Annotated in this window: 21 protein-coding genes; 14 read left to right on the forward strand and 7 right to left on the reverse strand. The window is 30.8% G+C overall.

Features of this window, described 5'->3' with window-relative positions; all coding sequences use genetic code 11:
• Window positions 1-6 precede the first annotated feature (6 nt).
• The 4 genes from AC2GW8_RS05485 to AC2GW8_RS05500 all read left to right on the forward strand — a co-directional run bounded on the left by AC2GW8_RS05485 (window position 7) and on the right by AC2GW8_RS05500 (window position 6,041).
• Window positions 7-1,245: an alpha/beta hydrolase-fold protein gene (locus AC2GW8_RS05485; protein WP_440881774.1), complete on the forward strand. Its 1,239-nt coding sequence runs from the start codon at window positions 7-9 to the stop codon at window positions 1,243-1,245.
• 706 nt (window positions 1,246-1,951) lie between these two features.
• Window positions 1,952-2,560, forward strand: coding sequence for a hypothetical protein (locus tag AC2GW8_RS05490; RefSeq protein ID WP_440881775.1), 609 nt, complete (start codon window positions 1,952-1,954; stop codon window positions 2,558-2,560).
• A 225-nt stretch (window positions 2,561-2,785) separates the two neighbouring features.
• Entirely contained in the window at window positions 2,786-3,271 is a 486-nt protein-coding gene (locus AC2GW8_RS05495) for a hypothetical protein (RefSeq protein ID WP_440881776.1), read from the forward strand.
• Window positions 3,272-3,440: 169 nt separating this feature from the next.
• Complete coding sequence (locus AC2GW8_RS05500) at window positions 3,441-6,041, forward strand: zinc-dependent metalloprotease (RefSeq protein WP_440881777.1); 2,601 nt, start codon at window positions 3,441-3,443, stop codon at window positions 6,039-6,041.
• 78 nt (window positions 6,042-6,119) lie between these two features.
• Here the strand turns inward: AC2GW8_RS05500 and AC2GW8_RS05505 are convergent, their stop codons facing one another.
• The 4 genes from AC2GW8_RS05505 to AC2GW8_RS05520 form a co-directional block, all read right to left on the reverse strand.
• Complete coding sequence (locus AC2GW8_RS05505) at window positions 6,120-6,533, reverse strand: S1 RNA-binding domain-containing protein (RefSeq protein WP_440881778.1); 414 nt, start codon at window positions 6,531-6,533, stop codon at window positions 6,120-6,122.
• On the reverse strand, window positions 6,533-8,191 hold the full coding sequence (gene menD / locus AC2GW8_RS05510) for a 2-succinyl-5-enolpyruvyl-6-hydroxy-3-cyclohexene-1-carboxylic-acid synthase (RefSeq protein WP_440881779.1): 1,659 nt from the start codon (window positions 8,189-8,191) through the stop codon (window positions 6,533-6,535). Before menD ends, AC2GW8_RS05505 begins: the two co-directional genes overlap by 1 nt.
• Before the next feature lie 101 nt (window positions 8,192-8,292).
• The gene (gene fsa, locus AC2GW8_RS05515) at window positions 8,293-8,946 is read right to left on the reverse strand and encodes a fructose-6-phosphate aldolase (RefSeq protein ID WP_440881780.1); all 654 of its coding nucleotides are present in this window, start codon (window positions 8,944-8,946) and stop codon (window positions 8,293-8,295) included.
• Between the two features lie 49 nt (window positions 8,947-8,995).
• Window positions 8,996-9,796 (reverse strand): SDR family oxidoreductase, encoded by an 801-nt coding sequence (locus AC2GW8_RS05520; protein ID WP_440881781.1) that lies wholly within the window; start codon window positions 9,794-9,796, stop codon window positions 8,996-8,998.
• A 350-nt stretch (window positions 9,797-10,146) separates the two neighbouring features.
• Here AC2GW8_RS05520 and AC2GW8_RS05525 point away from each other — a divergent pair, with 350 nt between their 5' ends.
• The 10 genes from AC2GW8_RS05525 to AC2GW8_RS05570 all read left to right on the forward strand — a co-directional run bounded on the left by AC2GW8_RS05525 (window position 10,147) and on the right by AC2GW8_RS05570 (window position 20,297).
• Window positions 10,147-11,790, forward strand: a complete 1,644-nt coding sequence (locus tag AC2GW8_RS05525) for a M1 family metallopeptidase (protein ID WP_440881782.1) — start codon at window positions 10,147-10,149, stop codon at window positions 11,788-11,790.
• Window positions 11,791-11,806: 16 nt separating this feature from the next.
• Window positions 11,807-13,198: a Gfo/Idh/MocA family protein gene (locus tag AC2GW8_RS05530; protein ID WP_440881783.1), complete on the forward strand. Its 1,392-nt coding sequence runs from the start codon at window positions 11,807-11,809 to the stop codon at window positions 13,196-13,198.
• A 10-nt stretch (window positions 13,199-13,208) separates the two neighbouring features.
• Entirely contained in the window at window positions 13,209-14,117 is a 909-nt protein-coding gene (locus AC2GW8_RS05535) for a nucleotidyltransferase family protein (RefSeq protein WP_440881784.1), read from the forward strand.
• 94 nt (window positions 14,118-14,211) lie between these two features.
• Complete coding sequence (locus AC2GW8_RS05540) at window positions 14,212-15,279, forward strand: phosphotransferase enzyme family protein (protein WP_440881785.1); 1,068 nt, start codon at window positions 14,212-14,214, stop codon at window positions 15,277-15,279.
• 261 nt (window positions 15,280-15,540) lie between these two features.
• Window positions 15,541-16,188: a pyridoxamine 5'-phosphate oxidase gene (pdxH, locus tag AC2GW8_RS05545; RefSeq protein WP_440881786.1), complete on the forward strand. Its 648-nt coding sequence runs from the start codon at window positions 15,541-15,543 to the stop codon at window positions 16,186-16,188.
• A gap of 30 nt (window positions 16,189-16,218) precedes the next feature.
• Entirely contained in the window at window positions 16,219-16,707 is a 489-nt protein-coding gene (locus tag AC2GW8_RS05550) for a SixA phosphatase family protein (RefSeq protein ID WP_440881787.1), read from the forward strand.
• Between the two features lie 12 nt (window positions 16,708-16,719).
• Window positions 16,720-17,619, forward strand: coding sequence for a Ppx/GppA phosphatase family protein (locus tag AC2GW8_RS05555; protein WP_440881788.1), 900 nt, complete (start codon window positions 16,720-16,722; stop codon window positions 17,617-17,619).
• A 118-nt stretch (window positions 17,620-17,737) separates the two neighbouring features.
• Entirely contained in the window at window positions 17,738-18,841 is a 1,104-nt protein-coding gene (locus tag AC2GW8_RS05560) for an OmpA family protein (protein WP_440881789.1), read from the forward strand.
• Between the two features lie 388 nt (window positions 18,842-19,229).
• Entirely contained in the window at window positions 19,230-20,081 is an 852-nt protein-coding gene (locus AC2GW8_RS05565) for a hypothetical protein (protein ID WP_440881790.1), read from the forward strand.
• Window positions 20,082-20,084: 3 nt separating this feature from the next.
• Complete coding sequence (locus AC2GW8_RS05570; RefSeq protein ID WP_440881791.1) at window positions 20,085-20,297, forward strand: hypothetical protein; 213 nt, start codon at window positions 20,085-20,087, stop codon at window positions 20,295-20,297.
• Window positions 20,298-20,326: 29 nt separating this feature from the next.
• Here AC2GW8_RS05570 and AC2GW8_RS05575 read toward each other — a convergent pair whose 3' ends face one another.
• The 3 genes from AC2GW8_RS05575 to AC2GW8_RS05585 all read right to left on the reverse strand — a co-directional run bounded on the left by AC2GW8_RS05575 (window position 20,327) and on the right by AC2GW8_RS05585 (window position 23,483).
• Window positions 20,327-20,755: a hypothetical protein gene (locus tag AC2GW8_RS05575; RefSeq protein WP_440881792.1), complete on the reverse strand. Its 429-nt coding sequence runs from the start codon at window positions 20,753-20,755 to the stop codon at window positions 20,327-20,329.
• Window positions 20,756-20,805: 50 nt separating this feature from the next.
• Window positions 20,806-22,254, reverse strand: a complete 1,449-nt coding sequence (locus tag AC2GW8_RS05580; RefSeq protein WP_440881793.1) for a DUF389 domain-containing protein — start codon at window positions 22,252-22,254, stop codon at window positions 20,806-20,808.
• 86 nt (window positions 22,255-22,340) lie between these two features.
• A complete protein-coding gene (locus AC2GW8_RS05585; RefSeq protein ID WP_440882188.1) occupies window positions 22,341-23,483 on the reverse strand; it encodes a C1 family peptidase in 1,143 nt (380 codons plus the stop codon).
• Window positions 23,484-23,496 lie beyond the last annotated feature (13 nt).

Here is a 23,496-nt window from a genome sequence, read left to right on the forward strand (position 1 = left end):
TTCCCTATGAAACTTCTATCATTTTTACTTTTATTTTTCATATTTTCAAACTCTTTCTCTCAAAAAATAATTACAAAGTCGATAAACTCCAAAGAGCTAAAGAAAGAACGAAGTATTAAAATTTACTTACCTAAAAATTATGAAAAAGATCTGACAACAAGCTACCCTGTTACAATTGTACTTGGTGACGGATATCTGTTTGATTTGTGTGTTGGTAATGCAAAACTTTTTGCTAATGCTGATAAAGCACCAAGACAGATTGTTGTAGGAATTGATATGAAATCGACTTTCTCAAAAGACATATCAATTGTTTCTACAACCAATTTATTATCAACAAGTGGTATCCATTTTTATAATTTCATTAAACATGAGTTAACTTCTTTTTTAGAAGTTAATTTTAAAACTTCTCCTTTTATGACAATTGTTGGAGAAGGCAAAGGAGCTAATTTTGTAACTCACTTTTTAAAAGAACCTCAACCAATTTTTAACGCATACATCTGTGCAACACCAGAATTTGCAGGATTTTCTTCTGAAATAATTAAATCATATACTCTTAAAAGACTTGAAAATATTGATAACACTTACTTTATATACGGAAGTAATTGTGAAAAACAAACAACTAGAGAACTCTTTGAAAGATTCAGCGAAATTGGCACTTATTTAAGTTCTTTTGATTCAAAGAATTTACATGTATCCTTTGATAAATTTGAAAATTCACCTAGTTTCTTATCCACTATTGCTGAAACTATACCAAGAGCTATGACTGATATTTTTTCTATCTATTCAAAAATATCGAAGTCTGAATTTGAAGAACACATAAAAGATCTAGACCCGCTAGAAGCTATTAAATATCTGGAGCAAAAATACTTGGATATTCAGTTTTTATATGGCTCTAATTTAAACGTTCGGTTAGAGGATATTTATGCCATTGAAGGAATAGTAATTGATAAAAAAGATGGAGATTATCTGAGAGTTTTGGGTGATTTTGTAGCGATTAAATATCCTGAGCTTCACTTGGGCGATTTTTATGTTGGAAAATACTACGAATTAGGAAAAGACTATGAAAAAGCTGACTTTTATTACAAAGCTGCTTATGGAAAAATGAACCTTTCTGACCCCAACACCAATGATTTTTACGAAAACATTAAACGAGTTAATGATTTAATGAAAAAACAAAAAGAGGAAAAAGAAGCTCCCATAGAAAAGAATGAAGATGAAGATGAAGATGAACAAAATGACAATTAATTACGATTAAAAAGAATAGATTATTTAAAATACTTATCAATAAGTCGTTTTACATTTGTTTGTAAACGACTTTTTTTTATTTAAAATAAATACGTCAATCTATTTTTTGAAAAATTAACATGCTTATTTTCAGTATATTGTATTCTTTTTTTTAAAATCAAGAAAATAATTAATTAAATGTGTATGCCCTTTAAAAATAAACAGGATTGATTTTGATCTCTTATATTTATCTACTTTTTCATTTTTCACAATTTTAACTCCTGATTTAAATTTTTTACTTTTTTGAGAAAAAATGCTTAAAATTATAAGTAATAAAATTCTTTTCATTTCTGCTTTTTATTTGGCATCAAAAGAATAATACCATTCCCACCCCAAATTCACCCAAAAACTAAGTGTATTGAGTACTCCTAAAGAAAACTTTTTGCCGCCCAAAAGCACATCTATTCTACAACTTTGTCAATTCAGAGTATTTATACACATCTTGATGTTCAAAAATTACAAAATAGATGTACTTCTGAACTTTTAAGCAAGCCCTAAGTAACAAATTAAGTTTCCCAAAGTTAGCAACTAAGGTTATGGGGTGGGTAAGTATATTTAATATAAAATTAAATTAAAACTTTGATAATTTACTGATATTAAAAGTTTTATTTTTTTTTCTAAAAAAGAGTTTCATAAATATGGCATTAAATTTGACATTCCAATTAGCATGAAACATATTTTAAATTTTATTATTAGCATATTATTAACTGGAAATACATTAGCCCAGTTAAAGAAAGTAAATATTGATATTCATGGCGATTTTGAAGTTGTTGTTCAAGTTGGTGATGGATATCTGATAGTTAATGACTTGGGTGAAATCATTGATATAGATATCGATGGTCCTATCACCTACTATATGTCTGGTAGTAGGAAAGGAAAAGTTGAAGAAAAAGGAAATATTTCTTTTGACTATTATATAGCCGGCACTAGAAAAGGAAAACTTAAATCAGTAGGCAGCATTGATTTTGACTACTGGACGTATAGCCATAAAGTAGGAAAACTTAAATCAATAGACCATACAGATTTTGACTACCATTTCTCTGGAATTAAAAAAAGGAAACTCTTATCTATAGATAGTGGTATTTATATTGATTACTATAACTATGGTGCTGGAAAAGGAAAAGCTAGCTACATTGGAAGTACTAATCCTAATAGGTGGTATGTTAGAGATGGTATTACTTACTATATTGGTGGAATTAAAAAAGGTAAGTTTAAATCAGGCAATAGATCAGTTATATACAATGGAATTCAACTCAGACTAAGAGGTGGTTATTAAATAATTAAATCATATACTCTTAAAAGACTTGAAAATATTGATAACACTTACTTTATATACGGAAGTAATTGTGAAAAACAAACAACTGGAAAACTCTTTGAAAAATTCAGCGAAATTAGCACTTATTTAAACTCTTTTGATTCAAAGAATTTACTTGTAACCTTTGATAAATTTGAAAATTCACCTAGTTTCTTATCAACTATTTCTGAAACCATACCAAGAGCTATGACTGATATTTTTTCTATCTATTCAAAAATATCGAAGTCTGAATTTGAAGAACACATAAAAGATCTAGACCCGCTAGAAGCTATTAAATATCTGGAGCAAAAATACTTGGATATTCAGTTTTTATATGACTCTAATTTAAACGTTCGGTTAGAGGATATTTATGCCATTGAAGGAATAGTAATTGATAAAAAAGATGGAGATTATCTGAGAGTTTTGGGTGATTTTGTAGCGATTAAATATCCTGAGCTTCACTTGGGCGATTTTTATGTTGGAAAATACTACGAATTAGGAAAAGACTATGAAAAAGCTGACTTTTATTACAAAGCTGCTTATGGAAAAATGAATCTTTCTGACCCAAATACCAACGAATTTTACGAAAACATTAAACGAGTCAATGATTTAATGAAAAAGCAGAAAGAAGAAAAAGAAACTCCAATAGAAAAGAATGAAGATAAAGATGAAAATAAACAAAATGACAATTAACTGCGATTAAAAAGAATAAATTTCCTAGAGGACATTAAACAATAAGTCGTTTTACATTCGTTTGTAAACGACTTTTTTGTTTAAAAAAAATAATATACTATTCTATTTTAATGAAAATTAACATATTTACTTTCAATATATTGTAAATTCGCTTTTCAAAATAAAAAATATGAGCAAAAAACAATATATCCTTAAATTATTTTTATTCAGTCTTACAACTATCTCCATCCTAGGCATTCAAGATATAAGTGCACAAAGAAAAAAGAAACGAAGAAGTAAAAATAAAACTGAAGTTAAACAAAAAAAGAAAAAAGCAGAAAAAACAATTACAGAACTGACCAAAAGTAGCAAAAAATTTGATGGCTTATTTCCTATTTATCAAGATACTATTTCAGGCGATATTAAATTAATTGTTAAAGAGAAGCAATTAAACAAAGATTATATTTATTTTTCTCAAATAGCCGATGGAATCACTGAAATCCAAACATTCAGAGGTTCTTATCGAGGTTCAACTATTCTCAATATTAAAAAACATTTTAATAAAATAGAATTTATTTCTCCAAACACAGCATTTTACTTTGATAAAACTAATCCGATCTCTAAATCTTCAAGGGCAAACATAAGTGATGCTATTATAGCAAGTACAAAAATTTTATCATCGAATACAAAAACGGGAGAGTATTTAATTGATGCAAATGCTCTTTTTATTTCTGAATTACTAACAAGAATAAAGCCTCCTAATTTTCCTGGAAGACCTCCTTTTGCTTTTAAACTGGGAAATTTCGATAAGAAAAAATCGAAAATTAGTGAAATCAAGAATTACCCAGAAAACACTAACATTAAAACGGAATATGTTTACAACAACCCTTCTGTTTTAAATGGAGGTTCACAAGCGATAAAAGATGGTAGATTTATTTCTATTAAAGTTTTTCATACTTTCATGAATATGCCTGAAAGCGATTATGAATCAAGAATGGATGATCCTAGAGTTGGTTATTTTTTGACTACTACCAACGACATGACCTCTACCAAAGCAGTAAACTACAGAGATTTTATTCATAGATGGAAACTAATTAAAAAGAATCCTGAATTAGCGATATCTGAGCCTGTAAAACCGATAACATGGTGGATTGAGAATTCAACTCCTGTTGAATTTATTGAAACCATCAAAGAAGGTGTTTTAGCTTGGAACGAAGCTTTTGAAAAGGCTGGATTTAAAAATGCGATGGAAGTAAAAATTCAGCCAGAGGATGCTGATTGGGATGCTGGTGATGTTCGATACAATGTATTAAGATGGACTTCGTCTCCAAATCCTCCTTTTGGTGGTTACGGACCTAGTTTTGTAAATCCAAGAACTGGTGAGATTTTAGGTGCTGATATTATGTTAGAATATGTTCATTTTACAAACAGAGTTAAATATGACAAAATCTTTAGCAGCGTATCCAACACTTCAACACAAGAAGAAGCGCAAAATATTTTTGCTCACAAAGACAATTACATGTTCTGCTCTGCTGGGCATTTAATGCATGAAAACACCATGTTCGGTAAAGCTGTGTTAGCTGCTTCAGGCGCTTCTGATTTGGAAATGGAAGGAATGAAAAGAGAAGCTATGAAAGCCTTAATTATGCACGAAGTGGGACATACTCTTGGTTTGAATCATAACATGAAGGCTAGTCAATTATTTTCTCCTGAACAATTAGCAGATGCTGATTTTATTGAAGGAAAATGCCTAACGGGTTCTGTTATGGATTATGCTGCCATCAATTTAACTCTAGATAGATCAAAACAAGGACAGTATTACGATACTGCCGTTGGTCCTTACGATGTTTGGGCTATTCAATATGGATATACTCCTTTCAATAACGATTCAGAAAGAAAAGCTCTTTTAGCGCAATCAACTAAACCAGAATTAATTTTTGGTAATGACGCAGATGACATGCGCGCTCCTGGAAAAGCAATTGACCCAAGAGTAATGATCGGTGATTTATCGAATGATCAAATCGCTTATTCAATTGACAGAATAAAATTAGCGAATAATATCATGAAAAATATTAAGTCGCGTTTTTCTAATGAAGGAGAAACTTACGAAGAACTTAGAAATGCATATTACATTTTGAGTAGTCAAGCTGCAACGGCTGGAGGCGTTATTTCTCGCTTTATTGGTGGAGTTTATGTAGACAGATCTATTATTGGCCAAGAAGGAGGAACACAACCTTATACACCTGTAAGTTTAGCAGATCAAAAAAGAGCCATGGACGCTTTAAAAACTTATGTTTTTGCACCAAATGCCTTCAAAGCTCCTGCTGATTTATACAACTATTTAGCAAGACAGAGACGTGGGTACAACTTCTTTAGTGGCCCTGAAGATCCAAAAATTCATGCACAAGTTTTAAGATACCAAAAAAATGTACTAAACCATATCTTACACAGAAATACTTTACAAAGGATTACTGATTCAGAACTGTATGGAAACCAATATACTTTATCTGCTTTTATGACAGATTTAAACAACGCTATTTTTAAAGCTGATTTATATAAAAATGTAAACTCTTTCCGTCAGAATTTGCAAACAGAGTATACAAAAATGCTTTTAAACATAGTTGTTGGTAAAAAGAGTAAAGGATATACAAATGCAGCCAAAGCAATGGCTCTTTATAACTTAAACAAAATTAAATCTTGGGTAAGTAGTGCAACTGGTAACATTTCGACGAAAGCGCATAAAAACCAACTAAAATTATTAATTAATAACTCTTTAAAAGAAGTTAAATAACATCTAAAAAGGAGCTACGAAAAAGCCTCTATAGTTTTTGATAGAGGCTTTTTTATTTTTTTTTTCAATAAAATTAAACTAGTGTTTCAATTCAATTCTATCTTCCTTAAGATCTATCATTTGTTGTTTATACAAATTACCAATAGCACGCTTAAATGCTTTTTTACTCATTTGTAAATGAAACTTTATAGATTCAGGAGAGCTTTTATCAGTTAATCTTAAACTTCCTTTTTCTTTAATTTTATTATAAACTCTTTCAACGTCTTTATCAATCACATTCTTAAATCCTTGAGGTTGTAATGACACATCAATTCGTTCATCTTCTCTGATTTTTTTTATATATCCAATCATTTTCATTCCTTCCTCTAATTCAGTGAATACTTCATTTTTATAAAGTAACCCTTCATATTTCTCATTGATTAATACAGTAAAGCCTAAATGCGACTGTAACCCTATAATTAAATCAACCTTATCTCCTACTTTTAATTCCATTATAAATTTTTAAAATATTCCTTTAATATTACATCATTTATATCAGAAGGTGTAAAAACCTCCAAAATTTCTGGTTGACCAGATTCTTGATAAAAATCAGCCAAGCTACTATTCAATTCTTTTTTATTAAAAACTGAGCGATATCCAAATCCATATGTCTTTGCTAAATATTCAGCAGTTAAATCGTGAGGAGTTTCAAAATAGTTCAATACGTTCGTTGATTGCGGTCCTGGAATAATTTTAAATATACCTCCTCCTGAATTATTCAAAATAATAATCCTAAAACTTTTCGGAATATACGAATTCCATAGAGCATTACTATCATAATAAAAACTGATATCCCCTGTAACAAAAACTGTTTGCTCCTTTGATTCAACAGCAGCTCCAACTGCAGTACTCGTACTACCATCAATTCCGCTAGTTCCTCGGTTACAAAAAACTTTTAAGGTAGGATTCAAATCAAATAATTGCGTATAACGAATAACCGAACTGTTACTAATTTGTAATTGACAATGATCAGGTATCGATGATAATATAATCTCACAGGCCCCAAGATCAGAGTAAGCAACATTCTTTAAAAACTGTATATGCCTCTCCTTTCTTTCTGCTTTTACCTCCAACCAACTTCTTTGGTAGGTCGACTTGGTTTCTTTCTTCTTTACCAACTCATAAAACTCAGAAAAAAAACGTTCTGGCTTCAAGGTAATGTGAGCTGTCAAGCAGAAATAAGTGTTCATCGCTCTTGATTCATCAATGTGCCAATGGTGCTTTGGAGAATACTTACGTAAAAATTGCTTGATTCTCTTTGAAACTACCATTCCTCCAAACGTAATTAATAATTCCGGTTTAAAAACCTCAAAATCTTTTTCTGTAAACGGAGTAATTACCTGATCAATAGAATTGATAATATTCGGATGATAAATATTTGAGATTGTTTCAGTAAGTATTATTACTTTTTCATCACTGAAATATTCTTCCAAACATTTATTGACTTCTTCAGACGGGAAATTCTCCCCTACCAAAATCATAATTTTCATTGATTCGTTCCAAACATTCACCGCCGTATCGTACTGAAAATTCAGTATTTCTTGACCTTGTATTAATTTTGGAAAATCAAAATCACCAATTATATCAACCGTTTCATACAGTGGCTCATCAAAGGGTATATTAATATGAACTGGCCCTTTCCCCTCTATAGCCTTTTTAACGGCTACACTTAATAACTGAATATTCTCACTCTTTTTTTCCTTATCCTCCTTTAAGTTTGCTGAAAAAAGAATATGATTATTAAAAACATATTCCTGACGAATAGTTTGTCCATCTCCTATATCTATTAAATGCTTAGGCCTGTCGGCAGAGATAATAAGTAGCGGTATTCTGCTGTAAAAAGCTTCTGCAATTGCAGGATAGTAGTTCAGTAAGGCGGAACCCGATGTACAAACTATAGCTGCAGGCTTTTTGGTTTGTTGAGCTATCCCTAATGCAAAAAAAGCTGCACAACGCTCATCTACTAAGCTATAAGTCTTTATTCCTGGGTAATTTGAAAAACCAACAGTGAGAGGAGCATTTCTTGAACCAGGTGATATAATTACGGAATCAACATGATAATGACCACACGCAGAAACCACAAGTTGTGCTAGTTCTTTTTTTGGATACATTGGTTACTTTAAGACAGTTTTTATAAAGTTTAGTTTTGATTGAAGTCAGTAGTTCTAAATTGCATATTTCACTACTGACTTGTATCTAATTTTTGATTACCCTAATTTCCTTTTTTATAGTCAGCTAAAAACTTTTCTAAACCAATATCAGTTAATGGATGCTTTAACAATCCAGAAATTGCGCTTAATGGCCCCGTCATAACATCAGCACCAAGCTTTGCACAATCAATGATATGCATAGTATGCCTAACAGAAGCAGCTAAAATTTCCGTATCAAACATATAATTATCAAATATCAACCGAATCTCAGAAATTAAATTTAACCCATCTGTTGAAATATCATCCAAACGACCTATGAAAGGTGATACATATGTGGCACCTGCCTTTGCAGCTAGTAAAGCTTGTCCTGCAGAGAAAACCAAAGTTACATTTGTTTTAATTCCTTTATCAGCAAAATACTTACATGCTTTGATACCATCTGCTATCATAGGTAATTTTACAACTATCTGAGGGTTTAAAGCTGCTAAAGCCTCTCCTTCTTTTACCATTCCCTCAAAATCAGTAGCAATAACCTCTGCTGAAACATCTCCTTCAACGACATCACAGATTGCCTTATAATGATTTAAAATATTTTCCGTCCCTGTAATTCCTTCTTTAGCCATAAGAGATGGGTTTGTTGTAACTCCATCAAGAATACCAAGAGATTGCGCTTCTTTAATTTGATCAAGATTAGCTGTATCAATAAAAAATTTCATTTGTTTTTATTTATTTTTGTTGTGTTTAGTTTTATAATACACTGCGAATTTACAACTTATAATGATTCATCAAGAGCTTTTCATAAACTTTATCTGGTAAAATTCTCTTTAATACAATTGAAAACTTCTCCATAAAAGCCCCTACTTTGTAATGTGTTTTTGGATTTTTAGTTTCAATGATAGCTTGTACTTTTTTAGCCATTTGAATCGGGTCTGCACCAGAATCAACGTGGCTATCCATCAAAGCTAAATTCTCCTCATATTTTTCTTTGTAAGCTGAGTTCTCAAAAACTGGCGTATGATACCTTCCTGCTGCAATGTTCGTTGCAAAATCACCAGGCGCTACATTTACCACTTTAACTCCAAAAGCTTTAACCTCCATACTCAGACTCTCTGTAATTAACTCTAAAGCGCCTTTACTTGCAGAGTAAATCCCTCTAAATGGCAATCCCATATAAGCTGCAATGGAAGTCGTATTTATTATAAGTCCTTGCTTTCGCTCTCGCATAAACGGTAGTACTTCTTTTATGACATTGATCACACCAAAGAAATTCGTTTCAAAATTATCACGCATTTCTTCCGTTGGTGTATCTTCAATTGGTCCAGTAATTCCTTTTCCTGCATTATTAATTAAAACATCAATCTTCCCTTCTTTCTGAACAACTTCTTCTATGGCTATTTTTATTGTGTCTTCTTTTGTTACATCTAGTGCAACCATACTAAAAGCGAAGTCTACATTCTTAGGATTTCTACTTGTTCCATATACTTTGTAATTTTTTCCATGCAAATAATTAGCTATGGATTTCCCTATCCCTGACGATGCTCCTGTAATAAATACAACCTTTGACATTCTATATAATTTTAAGCAAATATCCAAAAGCTCAACCCAAATAAAAAAATATTTTTAGTACAATTATTATAATGTCTAATTAAGCTCTAACTTTTTATAAATTACAAGTATGATTTAAAAGCAAGTAATAGATGTTTTGATATGCTTTTCTACCTTTTTTCTATGATAAGAAGCGATACTTTTTCAAATTATTTTTATTATGAATTACCTACTAAACTTAATCAATTTTACTCCGATACTAAAAATTATAATTTTAATAAAAAAGCTTTTAATTATTGCATTTCAAAAATTTAATCGATTATAAATTATCATTTAAAAACTTATATTAGCTATCAGATATATTTGAGGTTATGCTAAAAAAAATCATACTTAGTTACTTTACATCCTTGGTTGGAATCACTTGTTTTTCACAAAAATCACTTTTTCATCATACAAAAACGTTTACACGACAAGACTCTCTGAGAGGAACAATTACTCCTGAAAGATCATGGTGGGATTTAACTTACTACCATTTAAACATCTCTGTTAATCCTGATAAAAAATTCATTCATGGTAAAAATACCATTCAATATAAAGTTTTAAAACCCGCTTCAAGACTGCAAGTAGATTTACAACCTCCTTTAAGAATTCTTAAAGTGATTCAAAATGGAAAAGAATTGAACGTTTATTCAGAAAGAAATGCTCACTTCGTTGAATTGCAAGAACAACAGAAAATTGGAACGATACATTCTATTGACGTATACTATGAAGGAAATCCTAAAGAAGCAATTAGGGCTCCATGGGACGGAGGTTTCTCTTGGAAAAAAGATAAAAATGGAAAACATTTTGTAGCTACTTCTTGCCAAGGACTAGGTGCAAGTGTTTGGTGGCCAAATAAAGATCATATGTATGATGAAGTTGATAGTATGGCTATTAGCGTTCGCGTTCCGAGTAACTTAATGGATATTTCAAATGGAAGACTTAGAAAAGTTGAAAAACACTCTGATGACACCACTACATATCATTGGTTCGTAAATAATCCAATCAATAACTATGGAGTCAATGTAAACATTGGTGACTATGTAAACTTTTCTGAAAAGTATCAAGGTGAAGGTGGTAAATTAGATTTAGACTATTATGTATTAAGATATAATCTTGAAAAGGCTAAAGTCCATTTTAAAGATGCTCCAAAAATGCTAAAAGCATTTGAGCATTGGTTCGGAAAATATCCGTTTTACGAAGACAGTTTTAAATTAGTCGAAGTTCCTTATTTAGGTATGGAACACCAGAGTTCGGTTACTTACGGAAATCAATATAGAAAAGGATATTTAGGAAGTGATCTTTCAGGAACTGGCTGGGGATTGAAATTTGACTTTATCATTATTCATGAAGCAGGGCATGAATGGTTCGCTAATAATATTACAAACAAAGACATTGCTGACATGTGGATCCATGAAAGCTTTACTGCGTATTCGGAAAATCTGTTTCTGGATTATTATTACGGTAAAAAAGCGGCTGCTGAATATGTAATCGGAACAAGAAGATCTATACAAAATGACATCCCAATAATAGGACAATACAATGTAAATAGTGAAGGTTCGGGCGATATGTACTATAAGGGATCGAATATGCTTCATATCATTCGCCAATTGATTAATGACGATGAAAAATGGCGGCAGATTTTAAGAGGCTTGAATAAAACTTTTTATCATCAAACAGTTACTACAGAACAAGTAGAGAATTATTTAATTCAAGAATCAGGAATTGACCTAACTAAATTATTTGATCAATATTTAAGAACAATTAAAATTCCAAACTTTGAGTACAAACTAAAAAAAGGGCAGTTAAAATACAGATGGACGAATGTGGTTGAGAATTTTAATATGCCTTTAAAAGTATATCTTGGAAAAGAGGTTACTCTGCTGAAGCCTACTCAAGAATGGCAAACTTTGAAAACAAACACTAATAACATAACTGTTGATCCTAATTTTTATATTGATGTTAACAAGTTATAAATAACTACACCTATTTATGAATAGAAAAAACTTTATACAATCCTTACTTGGAGCTTCGGCATTTATTTCGCTTCCATTTTCTTCTTACGCGAACGATCATGATGCCTTATCTGAAGCTATCAAGTCTACATCAAAAACCACCAAAGGAAACTTATTTGGTTTTAAAGCTTCGCCAATAAAAAAGGTAAAAGTTGGAATTATTGGTTTAGGTAATAGAGGAACTACCCTTCTCCAAATGTTTGAATGGCTCGTTGCTCAAGGGCATTGTGAAATTATTGGACTTTCTGATTTACAAGAAAATAAAGTTCAAAAAGCTGCAGAACGCTTAAAACAATGGCAAAAGAAGAAACCTAAGACCTATTTTGGAAATGACACGGAATGGAAAAAACTGGCTCAAGAAGATGACATCGATTTATTATTAATTGCAACTCCTTGGGAATATCACGCTCCAATGTGTATTTATGGTATGAACCAAGGAAAACATGTTGCTTGTGAAGTTCCTTTAGCTTATACTTTGAGTGAATGTTGGGAGCTCATTGAAACCGCAGAAAAAAATCAGAAGCACTGTATTATGATCGAAAACTGCTGTTATAATGAAGAAGAGCTTTTTGTATTAAATATGATTGAAAACGGTGTTTTTGGAGATATTACTCATACAGAAGGGGCATATCTTCATGATTTAAGGGCACACATGTTGAGTAATGATTATTACGAAGATCAATGGAGGTTAAAGCATCATATTGAAAGAGATGGAAACTTTTATACAACCCATGGTTTAGGGCCAATTAGTTTTTATCTAAATATTGGTAGAGGTGATACTTTTGATCATTTAACCTCAATGAGTTCTAGAGAACTTAATTTGAGTGAAACAGCAAAAAGACTCGGATCTCCTTACACAGACTTTAAATGTGGAGACATGAACTCAACCATGATTAAAACTGCTAAAGGAAAAACTATTTTATTGCAGTTCGATGTACACACTGGGCGTCCATATTCAAGAATCAACAAGGTTGTGGGAACAAAAGCTACTCACGATGGATATCCAAGTCGCTTGTATATTGACAAAGAAGAATTAGCTTACTGGGGACACCAATGGCTTTCTGAAGACGATTATAAGAAATATCAAAGTAAATACACACATCCAATCATTAAAAAACTGAAAAAAGTCAGTCAAGGTTTTAAGCAAGGCCATGGTGGTATGGATTTTGTAATGATATACCGATTGATTAGGTGTATAAACTTAGGGTTACCTCTTGATATTAATGCTTATGACAGTGTAATGTGGAGTGCTGTTACCCCATTATCAGAAATTTCCGTTGCTAGTAAAAGTATGTCAGTTCCAATTCCTGATTTTACCAATGGGCAATGGAAAAAGGAAAACCCTCTTGAAATTATGAGAGACTTTTAATTAAAAATAAATGGGATTAACACTTTTAGTAATGGCTGCAGGTATGGGCAGTCGCTTTGGGGGCTTAAAACAATTAAGCCCAATTAATAATTTTAATGAAACTATAATCGACTACTCTGTTTTTGATGCTAAAAGAGCGGGGTTTACCAAAGTTGTGTTTGTAATTCGTAAAGAATTTGAAAGTGACTTTAAAAATCAAATTACCCATAAATACAAAAACCATATTGAAGTAGATTTTGTATATCAAGATACTAACGACCTACCTCAAAATTTTAATACAAACCCTAATAGAGAAAAACCTTGGGGAACAGGTCATGCTATTTGGTGCTGTAGAAAATATATTACACAGAATTTTGCGGTTATCAATGCTGATGACTTCTACGGCAGTGAATCTTTTAAAGTAATTGCCAAATATTTAAATATCTTAACTCCTTCAGAGTTAAAAAATCAGAGTATGGTTGGTTACAAATTGATCAATACGCTATCTGATAATGGAAGTGTTTCAAGAGGTATCTGTACAGTAAACTCAGAACAACAAGTAACCTCTATTACAGAACGTACTCAAATTGAAAAAAAAGGTGATACTATTGTTTTTACAGAGGATGATAAAGAGACTATTTTAGGTGCAGAGGATATTACTTCTATGAATATGTTCGGATTAACTCCGGCTACTTTTGAGGCATTTGAAAATGACTTTAAATCGTTCTTAACGGAGCGTGGATCTGAATTGAAATCTGAATTTTACCTACCGACTGTTATTAATAACTTAATAGCAAGAAATCAAAGTGGAGTTACCGTACTCCCCACCAATTCGAAATGGTTTGGAATGACGTATAAAGAAGATAAAGCTATTGTTGAAAACAACATAAAAAAATTAACTAAATCAGGAGAGTACCCTGAAAAACTCTGGAATAATTAGTCTTTTTTTAGCAAAAGACGAACCAAAAACCGTGAATCTCAATAGTTGAGGTTTATGGTTAAGTAATTTCACAAGATAATTTATATTTTTTCGAATGACATTAAGTACGATTATTAATTCTTTTGAAGTGGAAGGAAACTATATTTCTTCGGAAATTATTGTTACTGGTTATATTAATACTACTTATAAAATAACAACAAGCAAATCATGCTATATCCTTCAAAAGATTAACCATGCTATTTTTAAAAATGTAGAAGAACTTTCTCGAAACATCTTTCGAATTACAGAACATATTAAAAAGAAAGTTTATGATAAAAATAAATTTGTTTTAAAAGTTATACCTTCCAAAAGTAACAATGGATTCCATGAGGATTCAGAGGGAAACTATTGGAGAATGTTTAATTACCTCGAAAACTCAACAACCTTTGAAGTTTTAGAAAGTAAAGAACAAGCTTTTTCTTTGGGTAGTGCTTTTGCTACGTATCAAAAACTTTTGATTGACCTTCCTGAACCGAATTTGTTTGAAGTTCTTCCTGATTTTCATAATACTCCTTTGCGAATAGAGCATTTTAAAAAAGCAATCATGGTCAATTTTGAAAACAGGAAACAAAACACTCAAGAAGAAATAGACTTTTTACTTAACCTTGCTTCTGAAATGGGAGAAGTCGTTACTCTGGGAAATAAAGGAAAGATACCTTTAAGGAGTATTCATCAGGATGCAAAACTGAGTAATATACTTTTCAATACTACAAACGATGACTTTTGTATTATCGACCTTGACACAACCATGCCCGGGTATTTATGTTATGATTTTGGTGATGCTGTAAGAACTGGAATGAACACTGCCGCTGAAGAGGAAAAGGATATTTCTAAAGCTAGCTTGAATATGAATTTGTTTAAACCTTTTGCAGAAGGTTATGCTAGAGCATCAAGAGAGTTTATTACAAAAGAAGAAATTAAGACCTTAGTCTTAGGAGCGAAAACAATTACATACGAACAAGCAATTCGTTTCTTAGCAGACTATTTAAACGGTGATATTTATTATCAAACGTCCTATTCTAAAAACAATTTAACACGTGCTAAAATTCAAATAGCTCTTTTAAAAGATATCATTGAAAAGTATGATGAAATGGTTGACTTTGTGCAAAAACAATATGAATAATTAAGTTCTACAGTTTATTAAAAAAAATAAAATTTTAAAAAGACTAATTTCACTTTTGTTTGTTATTCAAATTTTCAAAAACAAAAAGTAACCAATTATATAACTTAATTACTCTTCTGTTAGAAAAACTTTTGAGGTATAAAACCACATCGCTAGAAGATATTTTCATTTTCTAACATCAACACAACGGTATTTCATTATTTTAAATACACGTTGTATGCTTTAAAATAAGTAATTTTACAAGGATTAAAAAATGATGTAATGACTCAAGATTTAAGTAATTATAGGAAATCATATGAAAAAAATGAATTACTCGAGGAAAATTGTCCTGAAACTCCGATAGAACTTTTCAGAGACTGGTTTTTGAATGCGGATAATTCTGATATGATTGAAGAAACTAACGCGATGAATATTTCAACCATTGGTCTAGATGGTTTCCCAAAAAGCCGGATTGTCCTTTTAAAAAATTATACTTGGGAAGGTTTTATTTTTTACACAAATTACGAATCAGAAAAAGGAAAAGCCATTATTAAAAACAATAACGTATGTCTATCATTTTTCTGGCCAGCCTTAGAGCAACAAATCATAATTAAAGGTAAAGCAAATAAAATTGCGAATAATTTATCAGATGGTTACTTTGATTCTAGACCGAATGGGAGTAAACTAGGTGCTTGGGCTTCGAATCAAAGTAACGTAATTTCCTCACGTGAGGAAATTGAAAAAAGCCTTGAAAACTATGAGAAAAAATTTAAAAACTCTGAAATACCTAGACCTATTCATTGGGGAGGGTTTATAGTAAAACCAATTTCAATTGAATTCTGGCAAGGACGTCCCAATCGCTTACACGATAGAATTAGATATACTTTAAAAAAAGATTTCTCTTGGAAACTTGAACGTTTAGCTCCATAGTTTTATATTTACACACACTCTAAAACGTAAATGAAAACAATATATATTGTTAGGCACGCAAAGTCATCATGGGAATATGACGGCGTAAAAGATATTGATAGGCCCTTAAAAAAAAGAGGCATTAAAGATGCCCATTTAATTTCAAAAATTTTGGCAAAAAAAATTAAAAAGCCAGATGTTTTTGTTTCTAGTAGTGCAAACAGAGCTTTACATACAGCTGTTATTTTCTGTGAAAATCTAGATTACCCCCTATCAAACTTACAAATAAAGCGTCAACTTTACAGCTTCAGTGATGGATACTTAGTTAAAACGGTAAAAGCTCTTGACGATGGTTTTAATAGTGCTATTATTTTTAGTCATGATCACGGTATTAACACCTTTGTCAATAAGTTTGGAAATAAACCCATAGCACATGTACCAACTTGTGGACTAATCGGAATTCAGTTTAATGAAAAACATTGGAAAAATATCAAAAAAGGTACTACTATTTTAGTCGATTTTCCAAAATATCATAGATAAAACAAATATACTTTGAAAATAATAAAATACGGTGCTATCGATATTGGATCTAACGCTATAAGGTTGTTAGTTGCTAATATTATAGAAAGTGAAAACGATGATAGAGATCCTCAATTTAAAAAATCTTCTCTAGTAAGAGTGCCAATTAGACTTGGAGCAGATGCTTTTGTTACTGGAACAATTTCAGATGAAAATATAGATAGGATGATTGATACCATGAAAGCCTTTAAATTAATTATGAAAGTTAATGGTGTATCAAAATACAAAGCTTGCGCTACTTCTGCAATGAGAGAAGCCTCCAACGGAAAATATATTGTTGACACAATTTTAAAAGAGACTGACGTAAAAATAGATATTATTGATGGGAAAAAAGAAGCTGCTATAATTTCATCAACAGACTTAAGCTCATTAATTAAATCTGATTCAACCTATTTATATGTAGATGTAGGAGGTGGTAGTACAGAATTTACTTTATTTTCCAAAGGAAAAATCATAAACTCTAAGTCCTTTAAGATAGGAACTGTAAGACTGATTAATAATACTAAATCAGAAAATAAGTTAATTTTTAAGAAAGTCCAAAAATGGATTGAAGACAACACTGAAGATTACAAAAGGATTTCATTAATAGGATCAGGTGGAAATATTAATAAATTATTTAAAATGTCAGGTCGTGAATTAGGAAAACCTATTTCCTACATATATTTGAATGCTCAATACCAATTTTTAAAGAAAATGACCTTTCAAGAACGGATTTCTGAACTAGGATTAAATCCTGATAGAGCTGATGTAATTATACCTGCCACAAAAATTTATCTATCTGCTATGAAATGGAGTGGTGCCAGAAAAATTTTTGTACCCAAGATAGGATTATCAGATGGAATTATTAAAAGTTTATACTTCAATAACCTATAATTAACGTTAACATTTTTTTAACAATTGTTTGATTTTTATATATTTGTGCATGTGTGACTTACCCCCCTGTTGCGGTGTCATAAGAAATGAAATCATTTAATCATAAATATAATATCTTATGAAAAATCAATTATTGTTTGCTGGAATTCTTGCATTAGCGTCAACTACTATGAGTTTTGCGCAAGACTTACCAAGTAATCCTGAACCTGGAAAATGCTATGTGAGATGTAAAACTCCAGAAGTATGGAAAAATGAAGAAGTTAAACTTGAAGTTTCTCCAGCTTATAAAAAAATTGTGACTTATCCTGCAACTTTTAAAACTGTTACAGAAAAAGTATTAGTCAAAGAAGCTAGTAAAAGACTAGAAATTGTTCCTGCCGTATGGAAAAACGAAACAGTATCATATACTTCAAAAGAAGATACTTATAACTTAAAAGCATCGCCTGCTTCTTTTGCTCCTGATTCTGAAACTATAGAAACAAGGCCTGCATCGGCTCGTTGGGAAATGAGCGAAAAAGCCCCTGATTGCGAATCTAGCGATCCAAATGATTGTAGATATTGGTGTTATAAACCCGTTCCAGCATCTTATCAAACCATTAAAATAACTAAACTATCCAATGACGCAAGTACCAGAAAAATTCCTGTTTCAGGCGCAAAAAAAACTTACAATAAAAGAGTAATGGTAAGCCCTCCAACAGTAAAAGAAATAGCCATTCCTGCTGAATACAAAACAATAACGAAAACAGTAGTGGATACAGAAGCGAGACAAGAAGAAGTAACTGTTCCTGCTAAATATAAAACGATATCTAAAGAGGTTCTAGTATCTAAAGGAGGATTAACTTCTTGGAAAGAGGTTGAGTGTAAATTAGTAGAGAACACACCCCTTCCTATAAACTGGAATGTAGGAAGTGCAGTTTTAACAAGCGGTGCAAAGAAAATTATCAACGCAAGACTTCTACCTGTTTTAAAAGGCGGAGTAGCTGTGGCCATTGAATCTCACACAGATTCTAGAGGATCAAAAACTAGCAATCAATCTTTATCTGAAAGAAGAGCTCGTGCTGTTGTAAATTATCTAATTTCAAAAGGGATTAACCCTAGTAGATTAACCGCTAATGGTTATGGAGAAAATAGGTTAACTAATAGATGTGCTGATGGAGTTTCTTGTACTGAAAGAGAACACTCAGCAAATCGTAGGACAACATTTAGAGTTATTAATCAATAACTAACAACAACACAACCTACGATATTTCTAACAAAAATCAAGGAAACCGAGCATAGCTCGGTTTTTTTTGCTCTTATTTCTAACATACTTGATATAGACAAAATATTTTTTTGGCGCAAAACTATTTAGGGATAACCCTTATTACCATATAGTATTAATAGGTATTGCAACCATTAAATAAACATAATAAATTTGCAAAAGGTTAGGTAGTAATACTGATTTTTCGTCAGAAATAAGCTAGTAGTATTTATTTATTATTAATTTACTTCAATTTTTAATATAAATTTTGAAGTAATTATGAAAAAATTAAAGACACTTATCACGCTTTTTTTTGCCATGGTATTATTTGTAAATTGTACAGATAACTCGTTGAAAGACATAGAACAAAATGAGCAAACCGCAAAACAACATACCAAGATCAATAAAATCTTTCTTGTCGATCCAGACGATGATGGGGAAGATGACGATGACCCGAGGGAAACTCGTTAAAACTTCATTAGCAGGCATGGTCACTTTTTTATTAGTGACTATGTCTATGTTTCATATATTTTTTCCGGCGCGATCAGTTACTCTTAAGCCAAATGATTTAGAATACCACAAGACAATAAACGAAAGAAATGCGTTACTAAATAGACATTTGGAAGATCTAAAAAATGAGGTAATAACACCCAAAAATTATTATGAAAAAACCACATTACTCCTATCTGATTATAGTCAGAAAATTAAAACATTAAATGATAAAAGAGACCTTTTAAAAAAAAATCTTTCTTTTCGAGGTAGAACGAGCTTACGATTTTGGATTTTTATTTTCGGACTTGTGTCTGCACTAATGTTTTTTAGTTGTAAATCTTTATACGATGACATCATAAATGGCAGTAATTATGGCTTTCAATTTGTATCACTAACAGGTATAACTGTAGCCTTTTTTTGGTTAATCCATTTAATATTCTTAACTCAAAAAGACTTTTCAGAAAATAGTTACGTTCTCATAATTTCATTATGTGCTTGGTTAGCTACTTTTTTCACTTATTTTCTAGTTAAAAATTACACATACAAAGATGATATAATTTTAAAACAATTGTCTTTAATTGATAAAATAAAAACAATTCATTATCCTAGAGTAGCTTTGAAAGCATTATACGCTGAAAGAAATGATAAAGCTATGTTAGCGACAGATACAGTAAAAGAAAATGCAGATGCCTTTGACAAAGATATTGTTAGCACTTTAAAAGATGTTTAATTTATGGGGAAAGTTATTATATCTAAAATATTAAAAAGAATATTCAGAAAAAAAAGATATTCCACAAAAGAGCAGAGAAAAAATAGAGAGAAGAAAACAATTATAGAAATTGCGGAAAAAGTTATTGAAGAAGAAAATAAAACAGCCAGCCTTGAAAACAGGCTTGACCAAAAAATGAGTGAGTTTTTAAATAAAACTCATCAATTGCTTTTTTAGAAGGAATTAAAAGTAAGATAAATAAAATTCTATCTTTTCTTATCCTCCAATAATTCTTCATAACTTTCTATTTTATCATACATTTTTTGTAAAATTTTCTGTTGCTTAAAATTTGAAAATATGTTTACGACAGCTTCTATTTTAGGTTCCTCTCTAAATTTATTGCAATACGTGAGAACATAATCTAAAATATCCTCTGGAGATAATTCATCTAGATTTTTTACATATTTAACATTTGTAGTAGATAAAAGCATTTCACCTTTACCTAAAAGCAACCATTCGAAATTAATCTCAGGACATGATTCTAAAATAGATTTTAAAAATTTTTCACTAATTAATCCTCTATCATGTTTCAATAAACTATTTAATTCAACAGTATCCAAACCAATCTTTTTTGAAAACTCTTCTATACTATACCCTTTATAGGTCATTAACTCTTTTATTCTTTTTATTATCATATATATAAAATTAATATATCGTTTTAGGATAACTGCTGATGCACAAGTTACTATTTTTTCAACTCTAAATTACTTAAAGATAATTCTTTTTTAAGCCATTTTTTAAGCTCTTTTTCTTTTTTCAATATAATAGAATCTGGCAACTTCTTATTCCAAGTTATGGTAATTTCAGGTAAAGTATCAACCTTTATAAAATCTTTAGAAATTAATCTGTTTGTAAAACTCATAGAAGTAATGTTACTGTATCTTATTTTTACTTCTTTCATTATCGAATTAAATGGAACAGAGTTTTTGTTTTTTTCCAAAGCACTTTGCTCAATTCTTGAATTCAAACCTGAAATAGTTAACTTTAAGTCATCAATTTCTTTTTGAAGGCCATTTATTATATTGTCTTTTTTATCTAAATCTGCATAGGCTCTTTTTAGTGACGTTGATAAATCATCTAAACTTTTTGCACTGTTTTCATTAAAATGAAGTGAAAAGTCTTTGATTTTATCATACCCCTTTAGTTCATTTTTTAAACTCGATCTAATCGCTGGAGACAACTCTCCGTTAAAGTATAACTTAATTTCTCTGCTATCTTTATCAATATTTTGTCTTTGTAACCAAAGGTTGTCATTTGCTTCTACTTTTTCCTTAATAAATAATTTATAATTAGCCATAATTACGGTTTCTTTATACACCCTAATAAAGGTAAAAATAGCTGGAACCATTACCAATACAGCTATAAAAGATGCTAATCTAGCTATCCTCTTTCTTTTTGCTGAATTAACATAACGAATCATCGTAAAACCCAATAATTTCAAAACAATAAAGGTTGCCATGGCAATAAAAATAGCATTAATCGTAAATAGGTACATGGCCCCAAAAAAGTAATCAAATTTCCCTATTGCTAAACCATATCCAGCAGTACACAAAGGTGGCATCAATGCTGTTGCGATTGCTACACCAAATATTACAGAAGCAATTGTACCTTTTTTAGTTTTTGCAATAATTAGTGCCAAACCTCCAAAAAAAGCAATTAAAACATCACGAATATCTGGCTGAACACGTCCTAATAATTCTGAAGTTTCTTCTTTCAATGGAAATAAAAAAAAGAAGAAAAAAGCAGTTAATAAACTGAGTACAATCATTGTAGTCAAATTTATTAAGGACTTTTTTAAGATATCTATATCATTAATAGCAATAGACATTCCTATTCCTAAAATTGGCCCCATCAACGGAGAAATTAGCATCGCTCCAATAACAACTGCCGTTGAGTTAGCGTTTAACCCAATTGAAGCAACAAAAATTGAACATATTAATATCCAAGCAGTAGCTCCTTTGAAAGCTATATCTCCTTTAATAGACTCAATTGTGGCTTCTTGGTCTGTATCATCTCTAAAATCTAAGAGTTCAATCAAGAATTTTTTAGAGTTCTCTAATAACCCTTTCGCATCTTTCTTTATTGCTCTCTTTGATTCCTCAGTTACTGCTTTTTTTGTTGATTTTTCTTCCATTATCAAAACATTTTACAACCGATAAATATACAAAATACGTGTACAATGATCACAAATACCTTTGGTAAAAATAGACTAAAACAGCTCTAAAAATTATTATTCTCAACTACGTTTTCAAGTTTAAGCTTCTTTTTTAAAACTTTTGAAATAGCATTTTTATGGAGTAAAACAGATATAGCTTTTAATTGAAAATATGAAATCGACATATACACATAACCATTATTCCCTTGGTCTACTCCCCATGAATTTTTGACCTTAAAATAAGTATTATCTTCTTGATCTTTAACAATACCTACAATGTGCATTAAGTGATCATCTGTTGTATTAAAGTTTTCAAATTCCTCCTGCCGATAAGCAGGTGTCACTTTTTTTTCTTCAACTATCGTAGTTAATGATTTTTCTTGATCTTTGACAAATTTAGGAATTACAGCGAGTCCGTGTTTTGATGAAAAAGTTTTTTCAGAAATATCACAATCTAAAGCAATCGTATACCCTTGTTTTAACGCATTTATTGTTGTATTAACCAACTCATCTAATGAAACATTATAAAAAGATCCGTTTGAAAAATTATCAGGTATACTCAATATAAAAGAACTGTATTTTTTAACATGTTCAAAAGAACTCAGTGTTATATAATTACTCGGATTAATTTCAAGATACTTTGTAAATGATTTTGGTGTATATAAGTTTCCCTCGAAATAAAATTCTTTTTTCTTTTTTCCTAAATATACATCAAGAATACTTTCAATAGTTAGTTTCCATTTTGAACTTAATTTTTTGGCTGGTTTTTTTATATAAACGTCTAATGTGCTTTTCAATACTTCCACCAACTCTGCATGATTGTGCTTTTCTACATCAATAGTCAAACCAGTAAAAGTCTCTTCAGGTACCAGACCGTACTCTTTAACAGCATTTATGACATCATGCGCTAATCCACCCTCACTAAACTGTGCTTTCCCTTGCCTATATAAATAATTAACAGATTTATTAAAATAGGTATTTCTTACAGTATACATGTCAGATAAATCAATTATTTTTCCTTTAATCCTAATGATCTCAGATTCTAAAAACGAAGTTGTTGAAAAACTCCAACATGTTCCTGTTCTATCTTGATTTTTAATATTAGTACTTTCCACATCAATTAAGGTTTCAAACTGATATGTCTGTGCGTTTATTATGTTTAATCCACAAAAAAAGATTAAAGTTAGTTGTAGTAGGTAGTTCACAATAGATTTTTAATGT

The sequence above is a fragment of the Tenacibaculum profundi genome (assembly GCF_057162725.1).